This window comes from Kocuria kalidii (assembly GCF_044462225.1).
In the GTDB taxonomy this organism is placed as follows: Bacteria; Actinomycetota; Actinomycetes; order Actinomycetales; family Micrococcaceae; genus Kocuria; species Kocuria kalidii.
In genome coordinates, this window is sequence record NZ_JBISWJ010000098.1 from 1 (window position 1) to 17,409 (window position 17,409).

The following is a 17,409-nucleotide window of genomic DNA, read 5'->3' on the forward strand; positions in this document are numbered from 1 at the left end:
GGTCCGCACGGACCGCTCGACCCGTGCCTGAGCGGTGCCCGGCCCCCGGGCCGAGGCGCAGGAGGAGAACCATGCCGATCGGATCCGACCGCACCCCCCAGGAGTCGGACACCCCCCGGGCGCAGCCCCCGCGCGTCTCGCTGCAGCCCTGGACCCGCCAGATGGACGCCTACACCGGCCCGGACACGCTGCTGGACTTCAACCAGGTCGACAACGTGTGCATCGACCTCACCGAGGCGAACGCCTCGGGCCAGGCGCAGCTGCTCATGGGCCGCCCCACCCGGCTGTCCACGATCGTGCACGACCCCGCGGCCTACGGGAACGCCTCCCGGGCCGCCCGGTCCCTGCGCACCAAGACCCACGAGCTGTCGGTCAACCACGGGCTGGACGCCGCGTACCTCGCCGCCGGCACCGCCTCCTGGCTGGCCCGGCCGAAGGGCACCGACCCGACCGGCGCCGGCCAGCGCCGCTGGATCGCCCCCGTCCTGCTCGCCCCACTCACCCTGAAGCCGCGCCCGGACCTGGACGACTTCGAGCTCCAGCTCGTCGGGCCCGCACGGCTCAACCCCGCCATGGTGCGCCGGCTGGCCGCGGACCACGGGGTGGACCTGACCTCCGGCGAGCTGGCCCGCCTCGCCTACGGCACCCGGCGGCTCGACCCGGCCCCCGCGCTCGAGGCGCTGCGCACGCTCGCGGGGACGGTGCCCGGGATGCACGTCGAGCACAAGCTGCTCGTGTCCACCTTCGCGGACCTGCACGACCGCCCCGCCGACCTGTCGGTCGTGGCCCGCACCGCGGTCGTGCGGGACCTCGCCCGGCTCAAGGACTCCGCGGTCGGGCGGATCCCCCAGGTCGAGGAGATCTCCCACGACGCGCCGCCCCTCGACGAGCGGAGCCCCGCCGACGAGCTCCTCCTGCTCGACGCCGACGGGCCGCAGCAGGAGGTCATGGACCTCGCCGCGCAGGGGCACTCGTTCGTGGTGACCGCTGCCCCGGGCACGGGTCAGCTCGACACCGCCGTGAACACGGTGGGCACCCTCGTGGCCGCCGGCCGGACCGTCCTGGTCCTGGGGGAGCGGCGCACCACGCTGGCCGCCTTCGGGCGGCGGATGGACGGGCTCGGGCTGGGCAGCGCCGTCCTCCCGCTGTCCTCCCAGCTCAGCGACGCCGACGTGGCCCAGCAGCTCGTCCGGGCCGTCGCCCGCAACGAGCGGGCCGAGCGCCCGGACCTCACCGACCTGCACGAGACGCTGCGCTCGAGCCGCGACCAGCTCGCCGAGCACGTGCGGTCGCTGCACACCGTCCGGCCGCGCTGGTCCGTCTCCCCGTACCGCGCCGTGCAGGCGCTCGCCGAACTCACCGCCCGGCGCCCGGCGCCGGACACGGCCGTGCGCTTCCCGCGCTCGGTGCTCGACGCCGTCGCCGACCGGGACGACGTCGTCGCCCGGCTCGAGCGCGCCGCCGAGCTCGGTGCCTTCGACGCCGGGACCCTGGCCGGGCCCTGGAGCGGCGCGCGCCTGGTCAACGAGGACGAGGCCCGCCAGGCCCACCGGCTCGCCCAGTCCCTGCTGCTGGAGCTCACGACCCTCGAGACCGGGATGCGGCACGTCCTGGCCACCAGCGGGCTGCGCGGCGGCACGACCGTCCCCGAGTGGGGCCGGCAGCTGCGCCTGATGCAGGAGGTGCAGGACTCCCTGACCCGCTTCACCCCGGACATCTACGACCGGCCGGTGACGGACCTGGTCGCCGCGACGGCCGGGACCGCCTGGCGGCGCGAGCACGGCGTCGAGATGACCGGACTGCAGCGCTCGCGGCTGCGCAAGGCAGCGAAGGAGTACGTCCGGCACGGCGTGCACCTCGCGGACCTGCACAGCGACCTGCTGCGCGTGCAGTCGGAGCGGGAGCGGTGGCGCGAGTGGGCCACCTCGACGAAGCACCCGCTCGTCTCCGAACGGGTCGAGGAGCTCGCGGCGGTGCAGGACCGCTTCGTGGAGGACCTCGAGGGCCTGGCCATCGCCCTGGAGGGCTCGACCACCGGCGACGGCCTCCTCGGGCTGCCGGTCGACCGGCTGCGGGAGACCCTGGACCTGCTCATCAACGACGAGGACAACCTCGCCGTCCTGCCCGAGCGCACCGTCCTGCTCGACGAGCTCCGCGGCCAGGGCCTCGGCGAGCTCGTGGACGACCTCGTCCGGCGCACCGTGCCCCGCGAGGAGGTCGCCGGGGAGTTCGACCTCGCCTGGTGGCAGTCCACGCTCGAGGCCATGATCACCGGTGACGACTTCCCGGCCATGCCCGGGGGGCAGGCCCTGCGCACGGTGGAGTCCACGTTCCGGCGCGCCGACGCCGCCCACGTGGCCTCCGGCGCCGGCCGTCTCCTGTGGGGGCTCGCCGACCGCTGGCAGCGCACCCTGCGGCGCTCCCCGCGCGCGGGGGCCGCGCTGCGCGGGATGCTCCGCGCCGGCGCCGCTCCGCTCGAGGAGGTCAGCGCCTCGGCCGGCGAACTGATCGGTTCGCTGGTGCCCGTCTGGACGGCCAGCCCGCTCGTGCTGTCCGCGGCACTGCCCGAGGACCACGACTTCGACGCCGTGGTGGTGCTCGACGCCGAGAGCAGCCCTCTCGCGGCCGTGCTGCCCGCGCTCACCCGGTGCGGGCAGGTCGTCGCGTTCGGCGACCCGCACCTGGGCCGCCCCCAGCCGTTCACGGTGGCGCCCACGGCCGTCGCCGCGCCGGGGTCCCAGCCGGTGGTCGAGGTGGACAGCGCCTTCGACGCCCTGTCCCGCGTGGTGCCGGAACGGAGCCTGCGGACCGTGTACCGGTCGATGGACGAGCAGGTCTTCCGGTACCTCAACGAGCAGTTCTACGACGGGCGCCTGAGCCGGCTCCCGCACGGCGAGTCGGTCACCGGGGCCACCCCGGTGCTCGACGTCGAGTACGTCCCGGACGGCGTGGGCGCCCTGACCGCAGGGATCGAGGGCATCCAGGCGCCTGCCGCCGAGGTCCGGCGCGTCGTGGAGCTCGTCTTCGAGCACGCCGCCCGCCACCCGCGCCGTTCCCTGGCCGTGGTGACGGCCAGCGCGGTGCACGCCGCACGGATCGCCCAGGCGGTGCGGCAGCGGATGCGCGAGGAGCCCGCGACCGCGGCGTTCTTCGCCCCCGGCCCCGAGTCCTTCCGGGTGGTCGACCTGCGCCGGGCGGCGGGCATCGTGCGGGACACCGTGATCTTCTCCCTGGGGTTCGGCAAGACGGCCAACGGTCGCACGGTGCCCTACCTCGGGGCGCTGTCCGAGCGGCACGGCCGCCAGTTCTTCGTGCTCGGCATGACCCGGGCCCGGCACACCACCCGGATCGTGACCTCCCTGCACCCGGGCGAGGTCGAGGGCAAGGGGCTCCAGCACGGTGCCCGGGACTTCGCCCGGGTGCTCGCTCTCCATCTCGGCGGGGCGGACCCGGAGGAGTCGCGCGCCCCGGACACCCACCAGGACGCCCTGGTCGTGGACCTCGCCCGCCGCCTGACGGAGCGCGGCGCCTCGGTGCGGCTGGACTGGGCGGGTGTCGTGGACCTGGTCGCCTGGGCCGCCACGGAGTCGATGTCCGCCGGAGCCGTGGTGCCGGGCCGCGCCCGCGCCGAGGGGCGTCCGCTGCGGATCCCGGTGGCCGGGCAGTCCGACGGCTCGGCGGAGGCGGCCGCCCTCTCCGTGCGGGAGCGCTCACGGCTGCGGCCCCAGCAGCTCGAGCGCACCGGCTGGAACTACCTGACGCTGTGGACGATCGAGGTCTTCACCGATCCGGACACGGTCGCCGAGCTGATCCGGCGCTACCTCGGCCTGTCCGCCGGCCCCCGGAGGGACACCCGTGCCGGCTGAGCAGGAGGGCGTGCCCGGGCAGGGGGGCGTGCCCGGGCGGGACGCCTCCCCGGACCCGCGGCCGCGCCGGCGCGGGCCGCGCCGGGCGACCGGCGGCACGTTCTCCGGGGAGGAGCCCCGCCTGCCGGATCCGGGCGGGCCGGCGCCCGGATGGGGCGAGGAGGCCGCGGAACGGGCCGGGGAGCCGGCGCACGAGGACTGGCTCAGGGCCCAGCGCCCTCCGCACTGGGGCTGACCGGCGCCGGGACGAGGACCACGGTGGTGCGCCCGGCGCCGGCGGTCCCGGCGAGCTGCGCGGCGTCCGCGTGCGGGGCCCCCACGACGAGGAGTCCCTCCTCCTCGGCGCCCCCGGGCCCCGCGAGCAGACCGCCGTCCCCGCCGGGGCCCCCGGAGGCGACCCACAGCACGGGCAGGCCGCGGCCCAGGACGTGGCGTCCGTCCGGGGCCGCGGCGTCCGGGAGGTGGACGACGTCCACGTGGTCGCCCGCCCGCACGTGCCGCAGCACGCCGGGGTCGTCGATGCGCAGGGTCACCGCCGTGACGCCGTGGTCCTGCCCGGTCAGCAGGCCCGGTCCCACGAGGGAGGTCTCCGTCAGCGGCTGCCCGGGACCGGCCGCGCCGGCCAGGACGCGCCCCGACAGCTCGGCGGGGTCGGGGACCGCGCCCTCCGGCGCCAGTCCGTGCGGGTACGCCGCCACCGCCAGCTGCTCGGGGGAGACCACCGTGCCCGCGGGCATCGCGGCCGCGGCGGTGACCACCGGCACCGTCCTGGTCCGGGGCGGGCCGAGCTGCAGGACCACCAGGCCCACGGACGCACCGAGGAGCAGGGCCGCCAGGACCCTGCGGCGCCGGGACAGCGCGGAACGCAGGTGCAGGGACAGCGGATAGCGGCGGCGGGCGGTCCGGGGTCGTCGGCTCATGGGCCGCACGCTACGGTCCGGGCGGCCCCGCGCGTGCGCGCCGCGGGCGACCGGGGACGGACCGGGGCCGCCCGCCCGCCCGGAGCGCCCCGTGCAGTCCGGACGCCGGGACGGGGCTCCGGAGTCCGGCCCCGGTCGGCGGGCCGCCTCAGTCGGAGGAACCGCCCGACGTCGCCGAGGAGGCTCCGCCCGACGTCGCCGAGGACGACGATGCGCCGGCGCCCGCCGTCGCCGGGGCCGTGTCCTTCGAGGCCGGGGCGGTCTCGGCGGGCGTGGACGTCGACGCCCCCGCCGTGTCGCCGGAGCGCGAGTCGTTGCGGTAGAAGCCGGACCCCTTGAACACCACGCCCACCGTGTTGAACTTCTTGCGCAGACCGCCCGCGCACTCGGGGCAGACGGTCAGGGCGTCCTCGCTGAACGACTGGCGGATGTCGAACGCGTGGCCGCAGTCCTTGCAGGCGTAGGCGTAGACGGGCATGGGTCCTCCTGGCAGGGGTCGACGGGTGCGCTCTCTGGCACTCGAAGGTTTCGAGTGCTGATTCTACCGTGCGCCCCGGCCCGTGCCCGCCGGTCCGTCGAGGCGCACGGGACCGTTCTCCGTCAGGGCGAGCGCCACCGGGGCGTCGAGCTCGTCGACGGGCACGCGTCCCGCGGGGAGGACCTCGTCGGCGAAGACGCACACCACGGTCCGCAGCTCCGGATGCGCCGTTGCGGGCAGCCCGGCCAGGAAGCGGTCGTAGTATCCGCCGCCGAACCCCAGCCGCGCGCCGCCGGGAGCCACGGCGAGCGCGGGCACGAGCAGGACCCCCACCGAGCGCATCACCTCGGCGCCGTGGCGGGCGCCCACGGGCTCGCGCAGTCCGCCGATCCCGCCGGTCCGCACGGGGGTGCCCGGGGACCAGCGCGCCCACGACAGCCGGCGCCCGGGTTCGCACACCGGCAACCAGATCCGGTGGCCGTGGTGGTGGGCGGTGGCGAGGGCGGGCTCGAGGGGAGGTTCGGTGGGCAGCGGCAGGTACGCCGCGACGTCGAGGTGCGGTCGGTCGGCGAGGAGCTCCGCTAGGTGCCGGTCGAACCCGACGGCCGCGTGCTCCCGGGCCGCCCGGGGTCGTCGTGCGCGGGCCGCCCGCAGCTCGCGGCGCAACCGGGCCTTCGCCTCGGCGGGGCCTCCGGGGTCGGTCATCGTGGGATCCGCTCCTGTCCGCGGCTCGGACCGGGGAGGCGCCCCGGACGCGGCGGCCCTCCCGGGGCCGGTGGTGCGAGGCTAGCCGCGGCCGCCGTGGCGGGCAACCGGGCCCGGTCGGCAATCCGCCGGCCCGGCACCCGGATCCGTTAGCCTGTGCGCATGAGTGGAAACAGCTGCCCCCGCACGGTCCGGAAGGCCGTCATTCCTGCCGCCGGGCTCGGCACCCGGTTCCTGCCCGCGACGAAGGCCATGCCCAAGGAGATGCTGCCGGTCGTGGACCGGCCGGCCATCCAGTACGTGGTGCAGGAAGCGGTCGACGCCGGTCTGCAGGACGTGCTGATGATCACGGGCCGGTCCAAGCGGGCGCTGGAGGACCACTTCGACCGGGTGCCCGCCCTGGAGCACCAGCTGGAGGAGTCCGGCAAGACGCAGCTGCTGCGGGAGGTCGAGCACGCCTCCGAGCTCGGGGAGATCCACTACCTGCGCCAGGCCGATCCCAAGGGGCTGGGCCACGCGGTGCTGCGGGCGAAGATCCACGTGGGCGAGGAGCCCTTCGCCGTGCTGCTGGGCGATGACCTCATCGATGCCCGCGACGACCTGCTCACGCAGATGATCGCGGTGCAGGAGCGCACCGGTGGGTCCGTGGTCGCGCTCATGGAGGTCCCGGCCGAGCAGATCGCGTCCTACGGCTGCGCCGACGTCACGGTCGTGGAGGGGGAGGACTTCGTGCGGGTCAACGGGCTCGTCGAGAAGCCGTCCCCGGAGGAGGCCCCGTCGAACCTGGCCATCATCGGGCGCTACGTGCTGCACCAGGACGTGTTCGCGGTGCTGGAGCGCACCGCTCCGGGGCGCGGGGGCGAGATCCAGCTCACGGATGCGCTGCAGACCCTCGCCGGTCGTGAGGGCGAGGGCGGTGGGGTCTACGGCGTGGTCTTCAAGGGCCGCCGCTACGACACCGGGGACAAGCTGAGCTATCTCAAGGCGAACATCATCCTGGCCTCGGAGCGTGCGGACCTCGGGCCCGAGCTGCGCGAGTGGCTCAGGGAGTACACCCGGTCCCTGCCGGTCGGCTGAGAGGCCGCGCTCCCGTGGCCGGACAGTCCCGGTGGCCCGTCACCGTCTCCTGGGGGGACCTCCGGCTGCGACCGCTGGTGCGGGGGGACCGCCGGGAGTGGGACGTCGTGCGCGCCCGCAACCGGGAGTGGCTCGACCCCTGGGAGGCCACGAACCCTGCACCGGGCGGGGTCCCGCCCACGTTCGGGCAGTTCGTGCGCACCCTGGACCAGCAGGCACGGCAGGGCACGGCCCTGCCCTTCCTCATCACCGAGCGGGTCCCGGGGACGGAGCGGTCCGGCCTCGTCGGCCAGCTGACGGTGTCCGGGATCGCCTGGGGATCGTTCCTGTCCGCGAGCCTCGGCTACTGGGTGGACCACGACCAGGCCGGGCGGGGCGTGGCCCCCATGGCGGTGGCCATGGCCACCGACTACTGCTTCCAGGGGCTCGGGCTGCACCGGATGGAGATCAACATCCGGCCGGAGAACACCAAGTCCCTGCGCGTGGTGGAGAAGCTCGGTTTCCGGGACGAGGGACTGCGCAAGGACTTCCTGCACATCGACGGTCGCTGGACGGACCACCGCAGCTTCGCGCTCACCGCACCCGAGGTGCCGGAGGGACTCGTGCGCCGGTTCACAGGATCGGACCGGCCCGCCGTCTGGGAGTGACCGGACCTGCCGCATCCACAGGGATACCCACAGGCCGGCCCTCGCGGTAGTAGGCTGTCGCTCACGGCCCGGACCCGGGCCCGGGCACGCCGGCGCAGCGCGCCGGCGCACCACCACGTCCGCTCGATCCCGCGAGCACGAGGAACAGGACCGCGACCATGATCTGGGTGAGCAGCTCGGCCGTGCTGGCCCTGGTGTGCGCGCTCTCCCTGTTCTGGGTCGTACCGCGACTGGAGCGCCGCCGGGAGGTCCCGGTCGAGGCGCAGGTCGAGATCGCCGGCACCGGCCTCGCCCAGGACGACGACGCTCTCCGGAGCGAGCCACCCGCCCCCGTGTCCCGCCGACGAAGGAACAGCATGGCGACCACCGACACCGTCTCCCGGCCCGCCGACCGGGCCCCCGGACACCCCGGCGACGGCGCACTGCACATCAGGCGCGACCGCGTCGGGATCCTCCTCGCAGGATGCGCGGCCCTGCTGGCCGCCCTGGTCACGGCCGTCGTCGCACCGTTCTCGGTCGCGGTGAGCTGGCCCTGGCCCGTGTTCCTGCTGCTGCTCGGCCTCGGGTCCGTGCTGGCCCTGCGCTACCTGGCCGTCCAGGACCGGGCCGCGCGCCGCGCCGCGCGTCCGGCCGTCCGGGCGACGGCCGCGGACCCGCACGCGCCGCGGGAGGACGTCGCGCTGTTCGACAACGAGCACGCGGTGGCGGAGGAGGTCCGCGAGCAGTCCCGCCGGTCCGACGAGGAGCTCGACCTGCCGGCCGAGGAGGCGCAGCCGCAGGCGCCCGCCCCGGCGGCCTTCACGGTCGAGGAGCTGCGGGCCGAGGCCCTCCGCGTGGCGCGCGAGACCGGGGGCGCCGGCACGAGCCGCACCTGGGAACCGGTGCCCGTGCCGCGGCCCACGTACGCCGAGGCCCCCGTGGTGCAGCGCCCGGAGCCCGAGCCGCTGCCCGTGCCGGAACAGCCCGCCGCCCGCTCCGCGAGCCTCAGGGACGCCGTGCGCGCGGGCGAGGAGCAGGGCCGCGCCGCCCTCGACCTCGACGACGTCCTCAAGCGCCGCCGCGCCTGACCGGGACCTCCGCGCCACCCTCCCTGCCGCGCCCTCCGCGCCGTACGGTCGGTCCGCGGGCCGGAACCGCCGCACGGCCCCGGCCGTGCGGCGGTTCCCGTTTCCGGGACCTGATCGTCCTGCCGGTATCATCGCGGCAACAGCGGGCCGTCGGAGTCGGCGGACCGCGGCCCCGACCGAGGAGGACACCCATGACCGCCGTCGCCCACCGCGAGGTCGAGCGCAAGTACGAGATGCCGGAGGGCGCCGAGGACCGCGTCGACTGGAACGGGCTGGGGGCCTTCACGGTCTCCACGGAGCCCGTGGAGCACCGCCTGGAGGCGGTCTACCACGACACCCCGGACATGGCCCTGGGCCGCCGGTTGGTGGCGCTGCGCCGTCGACGCGGCGGGGCCGACGAGGGGTGGCACGTGAAGTTCCAGGGGGCCGACGGCCGCCACGAGGTGCACGTCCCGCTGCTGCGCACGCCGGACCGGATGCCTGCGGCCGTGCGGAACCTGCTCGCCGGGCTGACCCGCGGGGAGGAGCTGCGCCCGATCGCGACCCTCCGCACCGTCCGGCGGGTGCGCACCGTGCGCGACGGCACGGGTGCCGAGGTCGCCGAGATCGCCGTCGACGTGGTCGAGGCCGTCGACGAGCGCACCGGGACCGCGCGCTCCTGGTCGGAGTGGGAGGTCGAGCTGCTCGACGGCACGGTCCCCGACGAGCAGCAGGAGCAGGTCTTCTCGGCGGTCGAGGCCGTCGTCCTCGCGGTCGGCGGGAGGCGGTCCGCCTCCCGGGCGAAGATCGCCCGTGCGCTCGGCGAGGAGGACGAGGGCACCTCGGCGGGTTCCGGGGCGGAGGGCCAACGGGCGTCGGCGGACGAGGCGACCGGCACCTCCCGGCAGGAGCTCCTCGCGGCACCGGGGAAGAAGCCCGGGAAGAAGCCCGGGAAGAAGTCGGGGAAGAAGCAGCGGAAGGCGCAGGAGAAGCAGCAGCAGGAGAAGCAGGAGAAGCAGGCACAGGAGCCGGGGAAGAAGAAGCAGGGCACGAAGGGCGGGAAGAAGCAGGGCCAGAGGTCCGAGCCGGACGTGCTGCGCGCCGTGCTGGGCGAGCTCGCCCAGCAGCTCGTGCTCTGGGACCTCCAGGTCCGCCTCGACGTGCCGGACGCGGTGCACCAGATGCGGGTGACGTCCCGCTCCCTGCGCAGCGTCCTCAAGGCGGCCGCGCCGTTCTTCGACGGCGACGCGGCGGAGGAGCTGGACGCGAGGCTGCGGGAGCTCGCGCGGTCCCTGTCCGCGGCGCGGGACGCCGAGGTGGCCGCGGACCTGCTCCCCGGGCGCGTGGCGGAGCTCGACGGCCGGGTGGGGCCGGCGGCGGCGGAGCACCTGCAGGGGACGGCCGAGGAACAGGCGCGGACCGCGGCAGGAAAGGTCCGCCGGCACGTCGTGACACAGGAGCACCTGCGGCTCCTCGCGGACGTCGAGGACTTCGCGGCCGCTCCACCCGTGACCGAGGACTGCGCCCGCCGGTCGGGGCGTGAGGTCTCGGACGCGCTGGTGCACCGGGCGCTGCAGAAGGTGATCCGGGTGGCCGAGCGCGGCGCCGAGGCGGAGCCGGGCGGCGGGACGAGCGCGGCGCCGCAGCTGGAGCAGCTGCACGACGTCCGCAAGGCGGTCAAGCGCGTGCGCTACGTCGACGCCGTCCTGGACCGGACCGGTCTGCGGCCGGGCAAGAGGCTGCGACGTGCCGCCCGGGACGCGGAGGACTACCAGGACGCGCTGGGCCGGATCATGGACGCCGCGGTCGTGGAGCGGTGGCTCGCCCGGACGGCGACGTCCCTCGAGCGCTCGACTGCGGACCGTTACGCCGTGGGCCTGCTGCACGGCGCCGAGGTCGTCCGGCTGCGCACCGGGGTCGAGGGCGGGGCCGACGTCGTGGGGGTGCTCCTGTCCCAGCTGCGCGAGGACCTCGCCTGAGGAAGTGCCGGCGAAGGTCCGGCAACGAGGCAGCACATCCCGCCGGGATGTGCCGCTGCCTCGTTCGTCGAGCCCGGGGACGCCCCCGGGTCTTTCCCGCGGGGGCCGCGGTCCCCACGACGTCCGAGGGGTGCCACGACCCGCGGCTCGGACCGGGCTCGGATCGGGCTCGGCAGGGTGCACCCGCTCCGGGCGTCCGGGGAGGGGCGCGGGCCGGGACCGTACGGGGGTGTGCGGTCCCGGCCCGGTGGTGCTGCTGAGCCGTCAGCGCAGGTGCTGGGTGATCCCGCGGTCGAGGATGCCGCCGAACTCGCCGGAACGCCCGTGTCCGACTCCGGCGGGCCAGGTGGCCTCGGTGTCGAAGCCCTGCTGGGTGTACCGGTCGTAGCCGCCGCGGGCCCCGTGGGAGGCGGTGCTGTACGCGGCGTCCGCGGTGCCGGTGTTCCAGACGAGCCGCAGGTCGTCCTTGTACGCGGCCGAGTAGTCGGCGCTGACGGCGGGTGCGCCGCCGTAGGCGATCATGACGGCGAGGTCGACGGACTGTGCCTCGCCGTGGGTGGGGAGGAACCAGCGGTGCCACTGCGCACCGGAGGAGTAGCCGCCGGTGACGATGCGCTCCTGGTCGATGGGGTACTGCCCCTTCACCCGGGTCATGAGGTCGGACGCCCACTTGGCCTTCGCCGGGGCGGCGCGGTCGTACCAGCAGTTGTCGGAGGGGCATCCGGGGGCGGGGGCCTCCGGGACGACGAGGATCATGTTGTGCTTCCGCGCCACTGCGGCGAGACCGTTGCTGCCGCCGATGAGGTAGGAGCTGCCCGGGTTGTCGAAGCCGTGGCCACCGGAGCCGTCGCCGTACATGAGGAGGCCGACCGGCTTCGAGCGGTCGATGCCTTCGGCATAGATGTGGTACCGGGAGGAGAGGCCGTTGGAGGAGAAGTTCTGGAACGTGCGGTTGGTGTAGGCCCCGCCGTCGCCTCCCGTGGTGCCGCCCGGAGCGGTCGCGCCGGGCTCCGTCGCAGCCGGAGGAGTGGGTGCGGGCGTGGGCTCGGCCTGTGACACGTCGCCGGCCGCCAGGACCTCGCCGTACTCGCGGGTCGAGCCGCCCGACTCCAGCTGCCAGAACCTCGGGTCGGTGTTGTTGAAGTCGACGACCTCGAGCCGGACCGTGCCGTCGGCGCCGGGGGTTCCCTGCACGGGGTAGCCGGCCTGTCCGGTGAGGCGGTTGGCGGACGCCCGGAAGGTCAGCTCGCCCTCGTGCCCGGTGATCCTGCCGGTGAGGACGATCCTGTTGTCGTCCGTGGCGACCACCTCGGCGTCGGTGAGCGCGGGGGCGGGGTTCGCGGTGGGCTCGGGTTCCGGCGTCGGCTCCGGTGACGGGGTCGGCTCCGGTGACGGGGTCGGCTCGGGAACCGGTGCGGGGGCTTCGCCGTGCTGCTCGGCGTGCCACAGCTCCAACCAGTCCTGCAGCTTGTCCCACATGTTGCCCTCGACCGTGTCCATGTACTCGGACAGGGACGGGGCTGCGTGGGCGGGGGAGGGGGAGAACACGAGGGCGGCGGCCAGGGCGAGGGCCGCGAGGGGGCGCGTGCGCATGGGGTTCCTTACGAAAAGGGCATGAAGAATCCACCCCGGGGAGGGCGGCTTCAGTGGTCGAGAGTGCGGTGCACCTGCTGTTGCGCAGGCGCACGGCCTTCCAGCGGTGTCGGAGCTACGCGCTCATGGGCGACCTCTTCACGGCAACCCGGCGGAGCCGGGGGAGCCGGACGGTGTCCGGCCGTCCCGGGGGCACGACGCGGCCGTCGCGAGAGGACGTCATGGCGTGACAGGCAGGCACAGGGACAGTGGAGCGCCCGTGAGGGGTGCCCATCCGAAGGGGGCGAAGGGTCGACGTCCCGCGGGGGGCGGTGGTCGGTCGCCGTCTCTGGTCCATGGATCGGAGTGTATTTGCAAATGCACATCATGCGGTGATGTGTCGTGCGGGCGGCGAGTTGCGCCGTCATCTTCCGCTCGGCCCGTCACCCGGAGCCGGGCGCGGGCGTGACCGGCTCCGGGTGACGGGCCCGCGCGGCGTCGTGCGGACGGCCGCGGCGCCCGGTCGGCCCGCCGTGCCGGAGCGGTCCGCGGTGACCGCCGGAACCGGGGACGGGGGTGGCCGTGGGGTCGGGTGGCGGGGCCCGGGCACGACGAAGGCCCCCGCTCGGCATCGTGCCGGGCGGGGGCCCTCTGTTCCGGTGGAGCTAAGGGGAATCGAACCCCTGACCTTTTCATTGCGAACGAAACGCTCTACCAACTGAGCTATAGCCCCGGAGCAACCGTTCCATCGTATACATGCCGCGCCGCTTTCGCACGTCGGGCTCCGGGCGCGCCGGGCGGGCTCCTGACGGGGTGGTCCGGGACCGGGTCCCGAGGTGGGTAGATTGGCCGCCATGGACGACGCGCCCGGACCCCAGGAACCTGCAGCCGACCTGCCCGCCGAGTCGGCGGACCTGGCCGTCGCCTTCGTCCCGGGCGTCATGCCCGGCAAGTGGTTCTTCCGGTGGCGGGACCGCAACCCCGGCCGTGTCCTCGCCGAGCGGCCCCTCGAGGCGGACGCGTGGCAGGCGGAGCTGGAGGCGGGGCGCGCGCACGCCTGCTTCGTGCGGCTGCCCGCCCACCCGCGGCCCGGGATCGACGACCTTCCCGCGCTGCGCGAGCGGTACCGGGCCGTGGAGCTCTACGCGGAGCAGCAGGTCGTGGTGCTGCCGAAGGACCACGAGCTGACCCTGCTCGAGGAGGTGCCGGTCGCGGAGCTCGTGGACGAGGTGCTGCTGCAGGAGTCCTCCGCCCTGCCCGAGCGGCACCGGCTGCGCTCCCCGGAGGCGGTCGCCGCGGACGCCGCCCCGCCCCCGGTGCGCTCCGCCCGGGACGCCGTCGAGCTCGTCGCCGCGGGGCTCGGCCTGGTGGTCGTGCCCATGTCGCTGGCGCGGCTGCACCACCGCAAGGACCTCGTCCACCGGGTGGTGCCCGATGCCGCCGCGGTGCCCGTGGCGCTGGTGTGGCCCCAGGACCTGCCGGAGGAGCAGGAGGAGCTCGTGCAGGAGTTCGTGGGCGTCGTCCGCGGCCGGGGGCCGAACAGCTCCCGCGGTGCCGGGCCGGGAGCGTCCCCGGCCCCGGAGGACGGGCCGGCGTCCGGCGGGAAGGGCGGGAAACAGGCCCGGACGTCGTCGTCGCAGCGTGGCGCCCGGCCTCCGCAGGGAGCGCGTCGGTCGGGCGCACCGCGGGGCGGAGGGCGGGGCGGGCCCCAGGGCGGGAGGCGCACCGGGGGCCGCGGCAGGCGCTGAGCGTGCGGACGGCCTACTGCCGCTCGGCGGTCTGCTCCTGCTCGACGGCGACCGTGTAGGACCACAGCTCCGACGCGGTCCCCACGGGCCGCGGCCGGGCCGCGCCCTCCTCGGCGGATCCGTGACCGTGGGACCGGGCGAAGTCCTGCGAGGACCGCCACGCGGCGTAGGACTCCTCGTCGGCCCACCGGGTGAGCACGAGCCACTGCGTGCGCCCGTCCGTCGGCCGCAGCAGCTCGAAGCCCTCGAACCCCCCGACCCCGGCCATGGACCCGCTGTGGGCGGCGAAGCGCCGGCCCAGCTCGTCGCCGGAGTCGGCCGGGACGGTGATGGCGTTGATCTTGACGATGCTCATGCGTCCGATCCTGGCACACCGCGCCGGACGGCCCGGACCTGACCCGTCTCGGGCGGACCGGGCGCAGGGGGCCCGGCGTCGGCCTGCCGGACCACGGTCTGGTTCAGCAGGGGCACGTGCAGGCCCTCGCGGTCCAGCATCTTCTTGATCCGCAGCCGCAGGGCCCGGGCCACGTCCCACTGCTTGAGGGGAACGGTGCGCACCGCCACGCGCACGGTGACGGACTCGCCGGTGACGGCCTCGACGCCCCACACCTCCGGGTCCTCGGTGATGTACTCGCCGACCTTGGGGTCGTCCCGCAGCAGAGCCGCCTCGTGCAGGATCAGCTCCGTCACCAGGTCGATGTTCGTGTCGTAGGGCACCGGCAGGTCCAGGACGCAGCGGGCCCAGCCCTGCGACTGGTTGCCGACGCGCAGGATCTCCCCGTTGCGCACGTGCCACAGGGTGCCGTTGATGTCCCGCACCTGGGTCACGCGCAGCCCCACGGACTCGACGGTCCCGCTCGCCTCGCCGAGGTCGACGACGTCGCCGATGCCGAGCTGGTCCTCCGCGACCATGAAGAGCCCGGACAGGTAGTCCTTCACGAGCGACTGCGCCCCGAAGCTCAGGGCCACGCCGGCGATCCCTGCGGAGGCCAGGACGGGACCGATGTCGTAGTCGAGCTCCGAGATGATCATCACCAGCGCGACGGCCCAGATCACCACCGTCGTCACGGACGAGAGCACCGAGCCGATGGTGTGGGCGCGCTGGGACTGGCGGGCGCCGGCCAGGCCCACGTCCTCGACCCAGCGCGGCCTGCCGCGCTCGATCCGGCGCACGATCCGCGACCGGGTGCCCTTCGCGATCCCCCCGGTGACCCGGCGGATCAGCAGACGCACCACGGCGGCCAGGAGCGTGGCGCCCAGCAGCACCAGCAGGATCCGCAGCGGCTTGTCGAGCCAGAAGTCCCACGCCGGGTCCAGGTCCGGCACGGAGAGGGACAGGGGGAGGGCTGCGGGCAGGTGCATGGGGGAAGCGTAGCGAACCGGACCCGCGGGCCGGACCGTCCCAGCGGTCCCGCAGGAGCGTCGGGCACAATGGAGGCCGCACCCCCGGGCCGCCGCACGGCCCCCGACCGCCACCGAGGACCCATGACCGCACCGCGCCCCGCCCCGACCGCCGACCCGGACCCCGCCGCCCTCGACACGGCCGCCCTCGACACGGCCGTGCCCGCCCCTGAGGACTCCGCCGCCGGAGGACTGAGCGGCGTCGCCGACTGGGCCGTGGACGTCATGGAGGCCATCGGCGCCCCGGGTGCGGGGCTGCTGGTCGCCCTCGAGAACCTCTTCCCCCCGCTGCCGTCCGAGGTGATCCTCCCGCTGGCCGGCTTCACGGCGAGCCAGGGGAACTTCACGCTCGCCGGGGCGATCTTCTGGACCACCCTCGGCGCGGTGGTCGGCGCCGTGGCCCTCTACTGGATCGGCGCCGCGCTCGGCCGCCGGCGGCTGCGTGCGATCGTGGACCGGATGCCGCTCGTCGACCTGCACGACCTCGACCGGACCGAGGCGTGGTTCGAGCGGCACGGGAAGGCCGCCGTCTTCTTCGGGCGGATGATCCCCATCTTCCGGTCGCTGATCTCGGTCCCCGCCGGCATCGAACGGATGTCCTTCGGGGCGTTCGTGCTGCTCACCACGGCGGGATCCCTCATCTGGAACAGCATCTTCGTGCTGGCCGGCTTCTACCTCGGGGAGAACTGGCACATCGCGGAGGAGTACGCCGGGGTGTTCTCCCGGATCGTGGTCGTCACCGTGGCCGCCCTCCTCGGGTGGTGGGTGCTCAAACGGGTGCTGCGCGAGCGCCGGGGCCTGTCCGACACGGCCCGCCGCGAGCGCGGCCCGCGATGAGCGAGGCCGTCACAGCCACCGTTTGAACCGGAACACGGTGTAGAGCACCACACCCGTCAGGAGCATCAGCACCAGCGCCCCGGGATAGCCCCACACCCACGACAGCTCCGGCATGTACCGGAAGTTCATCCCGTACACCGAGCCGATGATCGAGGGCGCGAACAGGATGGCCGCCCAGGACGAGATCCGCTTCATCTGCTCGTTCTGCTCGATCGCGGCCTCGTTCTGCCGAGCGGCCACCTGGGTCGAGTCCAGCATCAGGGCGTTGGTCAGGGACGACTGGAAGGCCTCGATCTTGTTGTTGACGAGGATCAGGTGGTCCAGGACGTCCCGCAGGCCGTGCCGCAGCTCCCCGGTCGTACCGTCCCCGTCGAACTCCTCGAGGAACCGCCGCAGCTCGAGCTCCAGCGGGGCGACCGCCCGGTGGAAGGCGCTGACCTCCCGGGTGAGCTGGTAGATGCGCCGCGACACGGCGCCGTCCCCGGAGCCGGAGAACAGCGTGTCCGAGATCTCGTCGATGTCGTTCTCGAGCCCCTCGACCACGGGGTAGTAGTCGTCCACGGTCTGGTCGAGGACCGCGTAGAGCACGGCCTCCGCGCCGGTCTCCAGGAGGAGGGGGTCGGACTCGACCCGGGACCGGACCCGTCCCACCCGGCCGTGCTCGGACTGCCGGACGGTGATCACGAACCCGGGTCCCGTGAAGATGTGGATCTCCCCGAAGTCCACGGTCTCGGTGGCGTCCTGGTAGGCCGCGGGGCGCAGCACGGTGAACAGCGTGGTCCCGTAGCGGTCGAGCTTGGGCCGCTGCTCGGCCTGCCGGACGTCCTCCATGGCGAGCTCGTGCAGCCCGAAGTGCTCGCCCAGGGAGTCCAGTTCGTCGTCGGAGGGCTGGTGGAGGCCGATCCAGGCGAGGACGCAGTGCTCACCGGGTTCGGTGCAGCGGGGGTCCTCGGCCTGCAGCCGGGCGAGCAGCCGGTAGGTCTCCTCGAGGCTGGCGGGGGACGCGAGGCGCTGCCCACCCCGGTAGACGGCGTTGTCGACGATGCTCACGGCGCCCATTATCCCCGTGCGGCCGGTCGCCGCCCCGGGGGTGCCCGCCGTTCCGGCGGCGCTCGGGCCCCGCGCTGTCGGCG

Annotated in this window: 15 protein-coding genes and 1 tRNA gene; 8 read left to right on the forward strand and 8 right to left on the reverse strand. The window is 74.8% G+C overall.

What is annotated here, in order from left to right; all coding sequences use genetic code 11:
* The first annotated feature begins 71 nt into the window (after window positions 1-71).
* Together ACH9D3_RS14365 and ACH9D3_RS14370 are read left to right on the forward strand one after the other, a co-directional pair.
* Complete coding sequence (locus ACH9D3_RS14365; RefSeq protein ID WP_396411456.1) at window positions 72-3,866, forward strand: hypothetical protein; 3,795 nt, start codon at window positions 72-74, stop codon at window positions 3,864-3,866.
* On the forward strand, window positions 3,856-4,101 hold the full coding sequence (locus ACH9D3_RS14370; protein WP_396411457.1) for a hypothetical protein: 246 nt from the start codon (window positions 3,856-3,858) through the stop codon (window positions 4,099-4,101). The genes ACH9D3_RS14365 and ACH9D3_RS14370 overlap by 11 nt, the downstream gene beginning before the upstream one ends.
* Here ACH9D3_RS14370 and ACH9D3_RS14375 read toward each other — a convergent pair.
* The 3 genes from ACH9D3_RS14375 to ACH9D3_RS14385 all read right to left on the reverse strand — a co-directional run bounded on the left by ACH9D3_RS14375 (window position 4,070) and on the right by ACH9D3_RS14385 (window position 5,969).
* Window positions 4,070-4,786 carry an SAF domain-containing protein gene (locus ACH9D3_RS14375; protein ID WP_396411458.1) on the reverse strand — a complete coding sequence of 239 codons (717 nt, stop codon included), beginning with the start codon at window positions 4,784-4,786 and terminating at the stop codon, window positions 4,070-4,072. The genes ACH9D3_RS14370 and ACH9D3_RS14375 overlap by 32 nt on opposite strands.
* Window positions 4,787-4,934: 148 nt before the next feature.
* Entirely contained in the window at window positions 4,935-5,264 is a 330-nt protein-coding gene (locus ACH9D3_RS14380; RefSeq protein WP_396401240.1) for an FmdB family zinc ribbon protein, read from the reverse strand.
* Between the two features lie 63 nt (window positions 5,265-5,327).
* The gene (locus ACH9D3_RS14385) at window positions 5,328-5,969 is read right to left on the reverse strand and encodes a 5-formyltetrahydrofolate cyclo-ligase (RefSeq protein WP_396411459.1); all 642 of its coding nucleotides are present in this window, start codon (window positions 5,967-5,969) and stop codon (window positions 5,328-5,330) included.
* A gap of 162 nt (window positions 5,970-6,131) precedes the next feature.
* Between ACH9D3_RS14385 and galU the strand changes: the two genes are divergently transcribed.
* The 4 genes from galU (at window position 6,132) to ACH9D3_RS14405 (ending at window position 10,718) form a co-directional block, all read left to right on the forward strand.
* Window positions 6,132-7,046 (forward strand): UTP--glucose-1-phosphate uridylyltransferase GalU, encoded by a 915-nt coding sequence (galU, locus tag ACH9D3_RS14390; RefSeq protein WP_396411460.1) that lies wholly within the window; start codon window positions 6,132-6,134, stop codon window positions 7,044-7,046.
* Window positions 7,047-7,060: 14 nt separating this feature from the next.
* Entirely contained in the window at window positions 7,061-7,693 is a 633-nt protein-coding gene (locus ACH9D3_RS14395) for a GNAT family N-acetyltransferase (RefSeq protein WP_396401108.1), read from the forward strand.
* A 158-nt stretch (window positions 7,694-7,851) separates the two neighbouring features.
* Window positions 7,852-8,760 (forward strand): hypothetical protein, encoded by a 909-nt coding sequence (locus ACH9D3_RS14400; RefSeq protein ID WP_396411461.1) that lies wholly within the window; start codon window positions 7,852-7,854, stop codon window positions 8,758-8,760.
* Window positions 8,761-8,951: 191 nt separating this feature from the next.
* Window positions 8,952-10,718: a CYTH and CHAD domain-containing protein gene (locus ACH9D3_RS14405; RefSeq protein ID WP_396411462.1), complete on the forward strand. Its 1,767-nt coding sequence runs from the start codon at window positions 8,952-8,954 to the stop codon at window positions 10,716-10,718.
* Between the two features lie 264 nt (window positions 10,719-10,982).
* Here ACH9D3_RS14405 and ACH9D3_RS14410 read toward each other — a convergent pair whose 3' ends face one another.
* Window positions 10,983-12,311 carry a hypothetical protein gene (locus ACH9D3_RS14410; protein ID WP_396411463.1) on the reverse strand — a complete coding sequence of 443 codons (1,329 nt, stop codon included), beginning with the start codon at window positions 12,309-12,311 and terminating at the stop codon, window positions 10,983-10,985.
* A 639-nt stretch (window positions 12,312-12,950) separates the two neighbouring features.
* Window positions 12,951-13,023: transfer RNA gene (locus ACH9D3_RS14415), tRNA-Ala, on the reverse strand.
* A gap of 121 nt (window positions 13,024-13,144) precedes the next feature.
* Here ACH9D3_RS14415 and ACH9D3_RS14420 point away from each other — a divergent pair.
* Window positions 13,145-14,038, forward strand: coding sequence for a LysR substrate-binding domain-containing protein (locus ACH9D3_RS14420; RefSeq protein WP_396411464.1), 894 nt, complete (start codon window positions 13,145-13,147; stop codon window positions 14,036-14,038).
* Between the two features lie 13 nt (window positions 14,039-14,051).
* Here the strand turns inward: ACH9D3_RS14420 and ACH9D3_RS14425 are convergent, their stop codons facing one another.
* Window positions 14,052-14,393 carry an antibiotic biosynthesis monooxygenase gene (locus ACH9D3_RS14425; RefSeq protein ID WP_396411465.1) on the reverse strand — a complete coding sequence of 114 codons (342 nt, stop codon included), beginning with the start codon at window positions 14,391-14,393 and terminating at the stop codon, window positions 14,052-14,054.
* A complete protein-coding gene (locus tag ACH9D3_RS14430; RefSeq protein ID WP_396401114.1) occupies window positions 14,390-15,400 on the reverse strand; it encodes a mechanosensitive ion channel family protein in 1,011 nt (336 codons plus the stop codon). Before ACH9D3_RS14430 ends, ACH9D3_RS14425 begins: the two co-directional genes overlap by 4 nt.
* A gap of 123 nt (window positions 15,401-15,523) precedes the next feature.
* Here ACH9D3_RS14430 and ACH9D3_RS14435 point away from each other — a divergent pair, with 123 nt between their 5' ends.
* The gene (locus tag ACH9D3_RS14435; RefSeq protein WP_396411466.1) at window positions 15,524-16,276 is read left to right on the forward strand and encodes a VTT domain-containing protein; all 753 of its coding nucleotides are present in this window, start codon (window positions 15,524-15,526) and stop codon (window positions 16,274-16,276) included.
* Between the two features lie 9 nt (window positions 16,277-16,285).
* Here the strand turns inward: ACH9D3_RS14435 and ACH9D3_RS14440 are convergent, their stop codons facing one another.
* Window positions 16,286-17,326: a magnesium and cobalt transport protein CorA gene (locus ACH9D3_RS14440; protein WP_396411467.1), complete on the reverse strand. Its 1,041-nt coding sequence runs from the start codon at window positions 17,324-17,326 to the stop codon at window positions 16,286-16,288.
* Window positions 17,327-17,409: the final 83 nt, after the last annotated feature.

What these genes read in the sequence shown, in the direction of transcription:
- ACH9D3_RS14435 (WP_396411466.1), top strand. Translation starts at nt 15,524, where the DNA reads ATGACCGCACCGCGCCCCGCCCCGACCGCCGACCCGGACCCCGCCGCC.
- ACH9D3_RS14420 (WP_396411464.1), top strand. Translation starts at nt 13,145, where the DNA reads ATGGACGACGCGCCCGGACCCCAGGAACCTGCAGCCGACCTGCCCGCC.
- galU (WP_396411460.1), top strand. Translation starts at nt 6,132, where the DNA reads ATGAGTGGAAACAGCTGCCCCCGCACGGTCCGGAAGGCCGTCATTCCT.
- ACH9D3_RS14400 (WP_396411461.1), top strand. Translation starts at nt 7,852, where the DNA reads ATGATCTGGGTGAGCAGCTCGGCCGTGCTGGCCCTGGTGTGCGCGCTC.
- ACH9D3_RS14410 (WP_396411463.1), bottom strand. Translation starts at nt 12,311, where the DNA reads ATGCGCACGCGCCCCCTCGCGGCCCTCGCCCTGGCCGCCGCCCTCGTG.
- ACH9D3_RS14365 (WP_396411456.1), top strand. Translation starts at nt 72, where the DNA reads ATGCCGATCGGATCCGACCGCACCCCCCAGGAGTCGGACACCCCCCGG.
- ACH9D3_RS14375 (WP_396411458.1), bottom strand. Translation starts at nt 4,786, where the DNA reads ATGAGCCGACGACCCCGGACCGCCCGCCGCCGCTATCCGCTGTCCCTG.
- ACH9D3_RS14405 (WP_396411462.1), top strand. Translation starts at nt 8,952, where the DNA reads ATGACCGCCGTCGCCCACCGCGAGGTCGAGCGCAAGTACGAGATGCCG.
- ACH9D3_RS14385 (WP_396411459.1), bottom strand. Translation starts at nt 5,969, where the DNA reads ATGACCGACCCCGGAGGCCCCGCCGAGGCGAAGGCCCGGTTGCGCCGC.
- ACH9D3_RS14425 (WP_396411465.1), bottom strand. Translation starts at nt 14,393, where the DNA reads ATGAGCATCGTCAAGATCAACGCCATCACCGTCCCGGCCGACTCCGGC.
- ACH9D3_RS14430 (WP_396401114.1), bottom strand. Translation starts at nt 15,400, where the DNA reads ATGCACCTGCCCGCAGCCCTCCCCCTGTCCCTCTCCGTGCCGGACCTG.
- ACH9D3_RS14380 (WP_396401240.1), bottom strand. Translation starts at nt 5,264, where the DNA reads ATGCCCGTCTACGCCTACGCCTGCAAGGACTGCGGCCACGCGTTCGAC.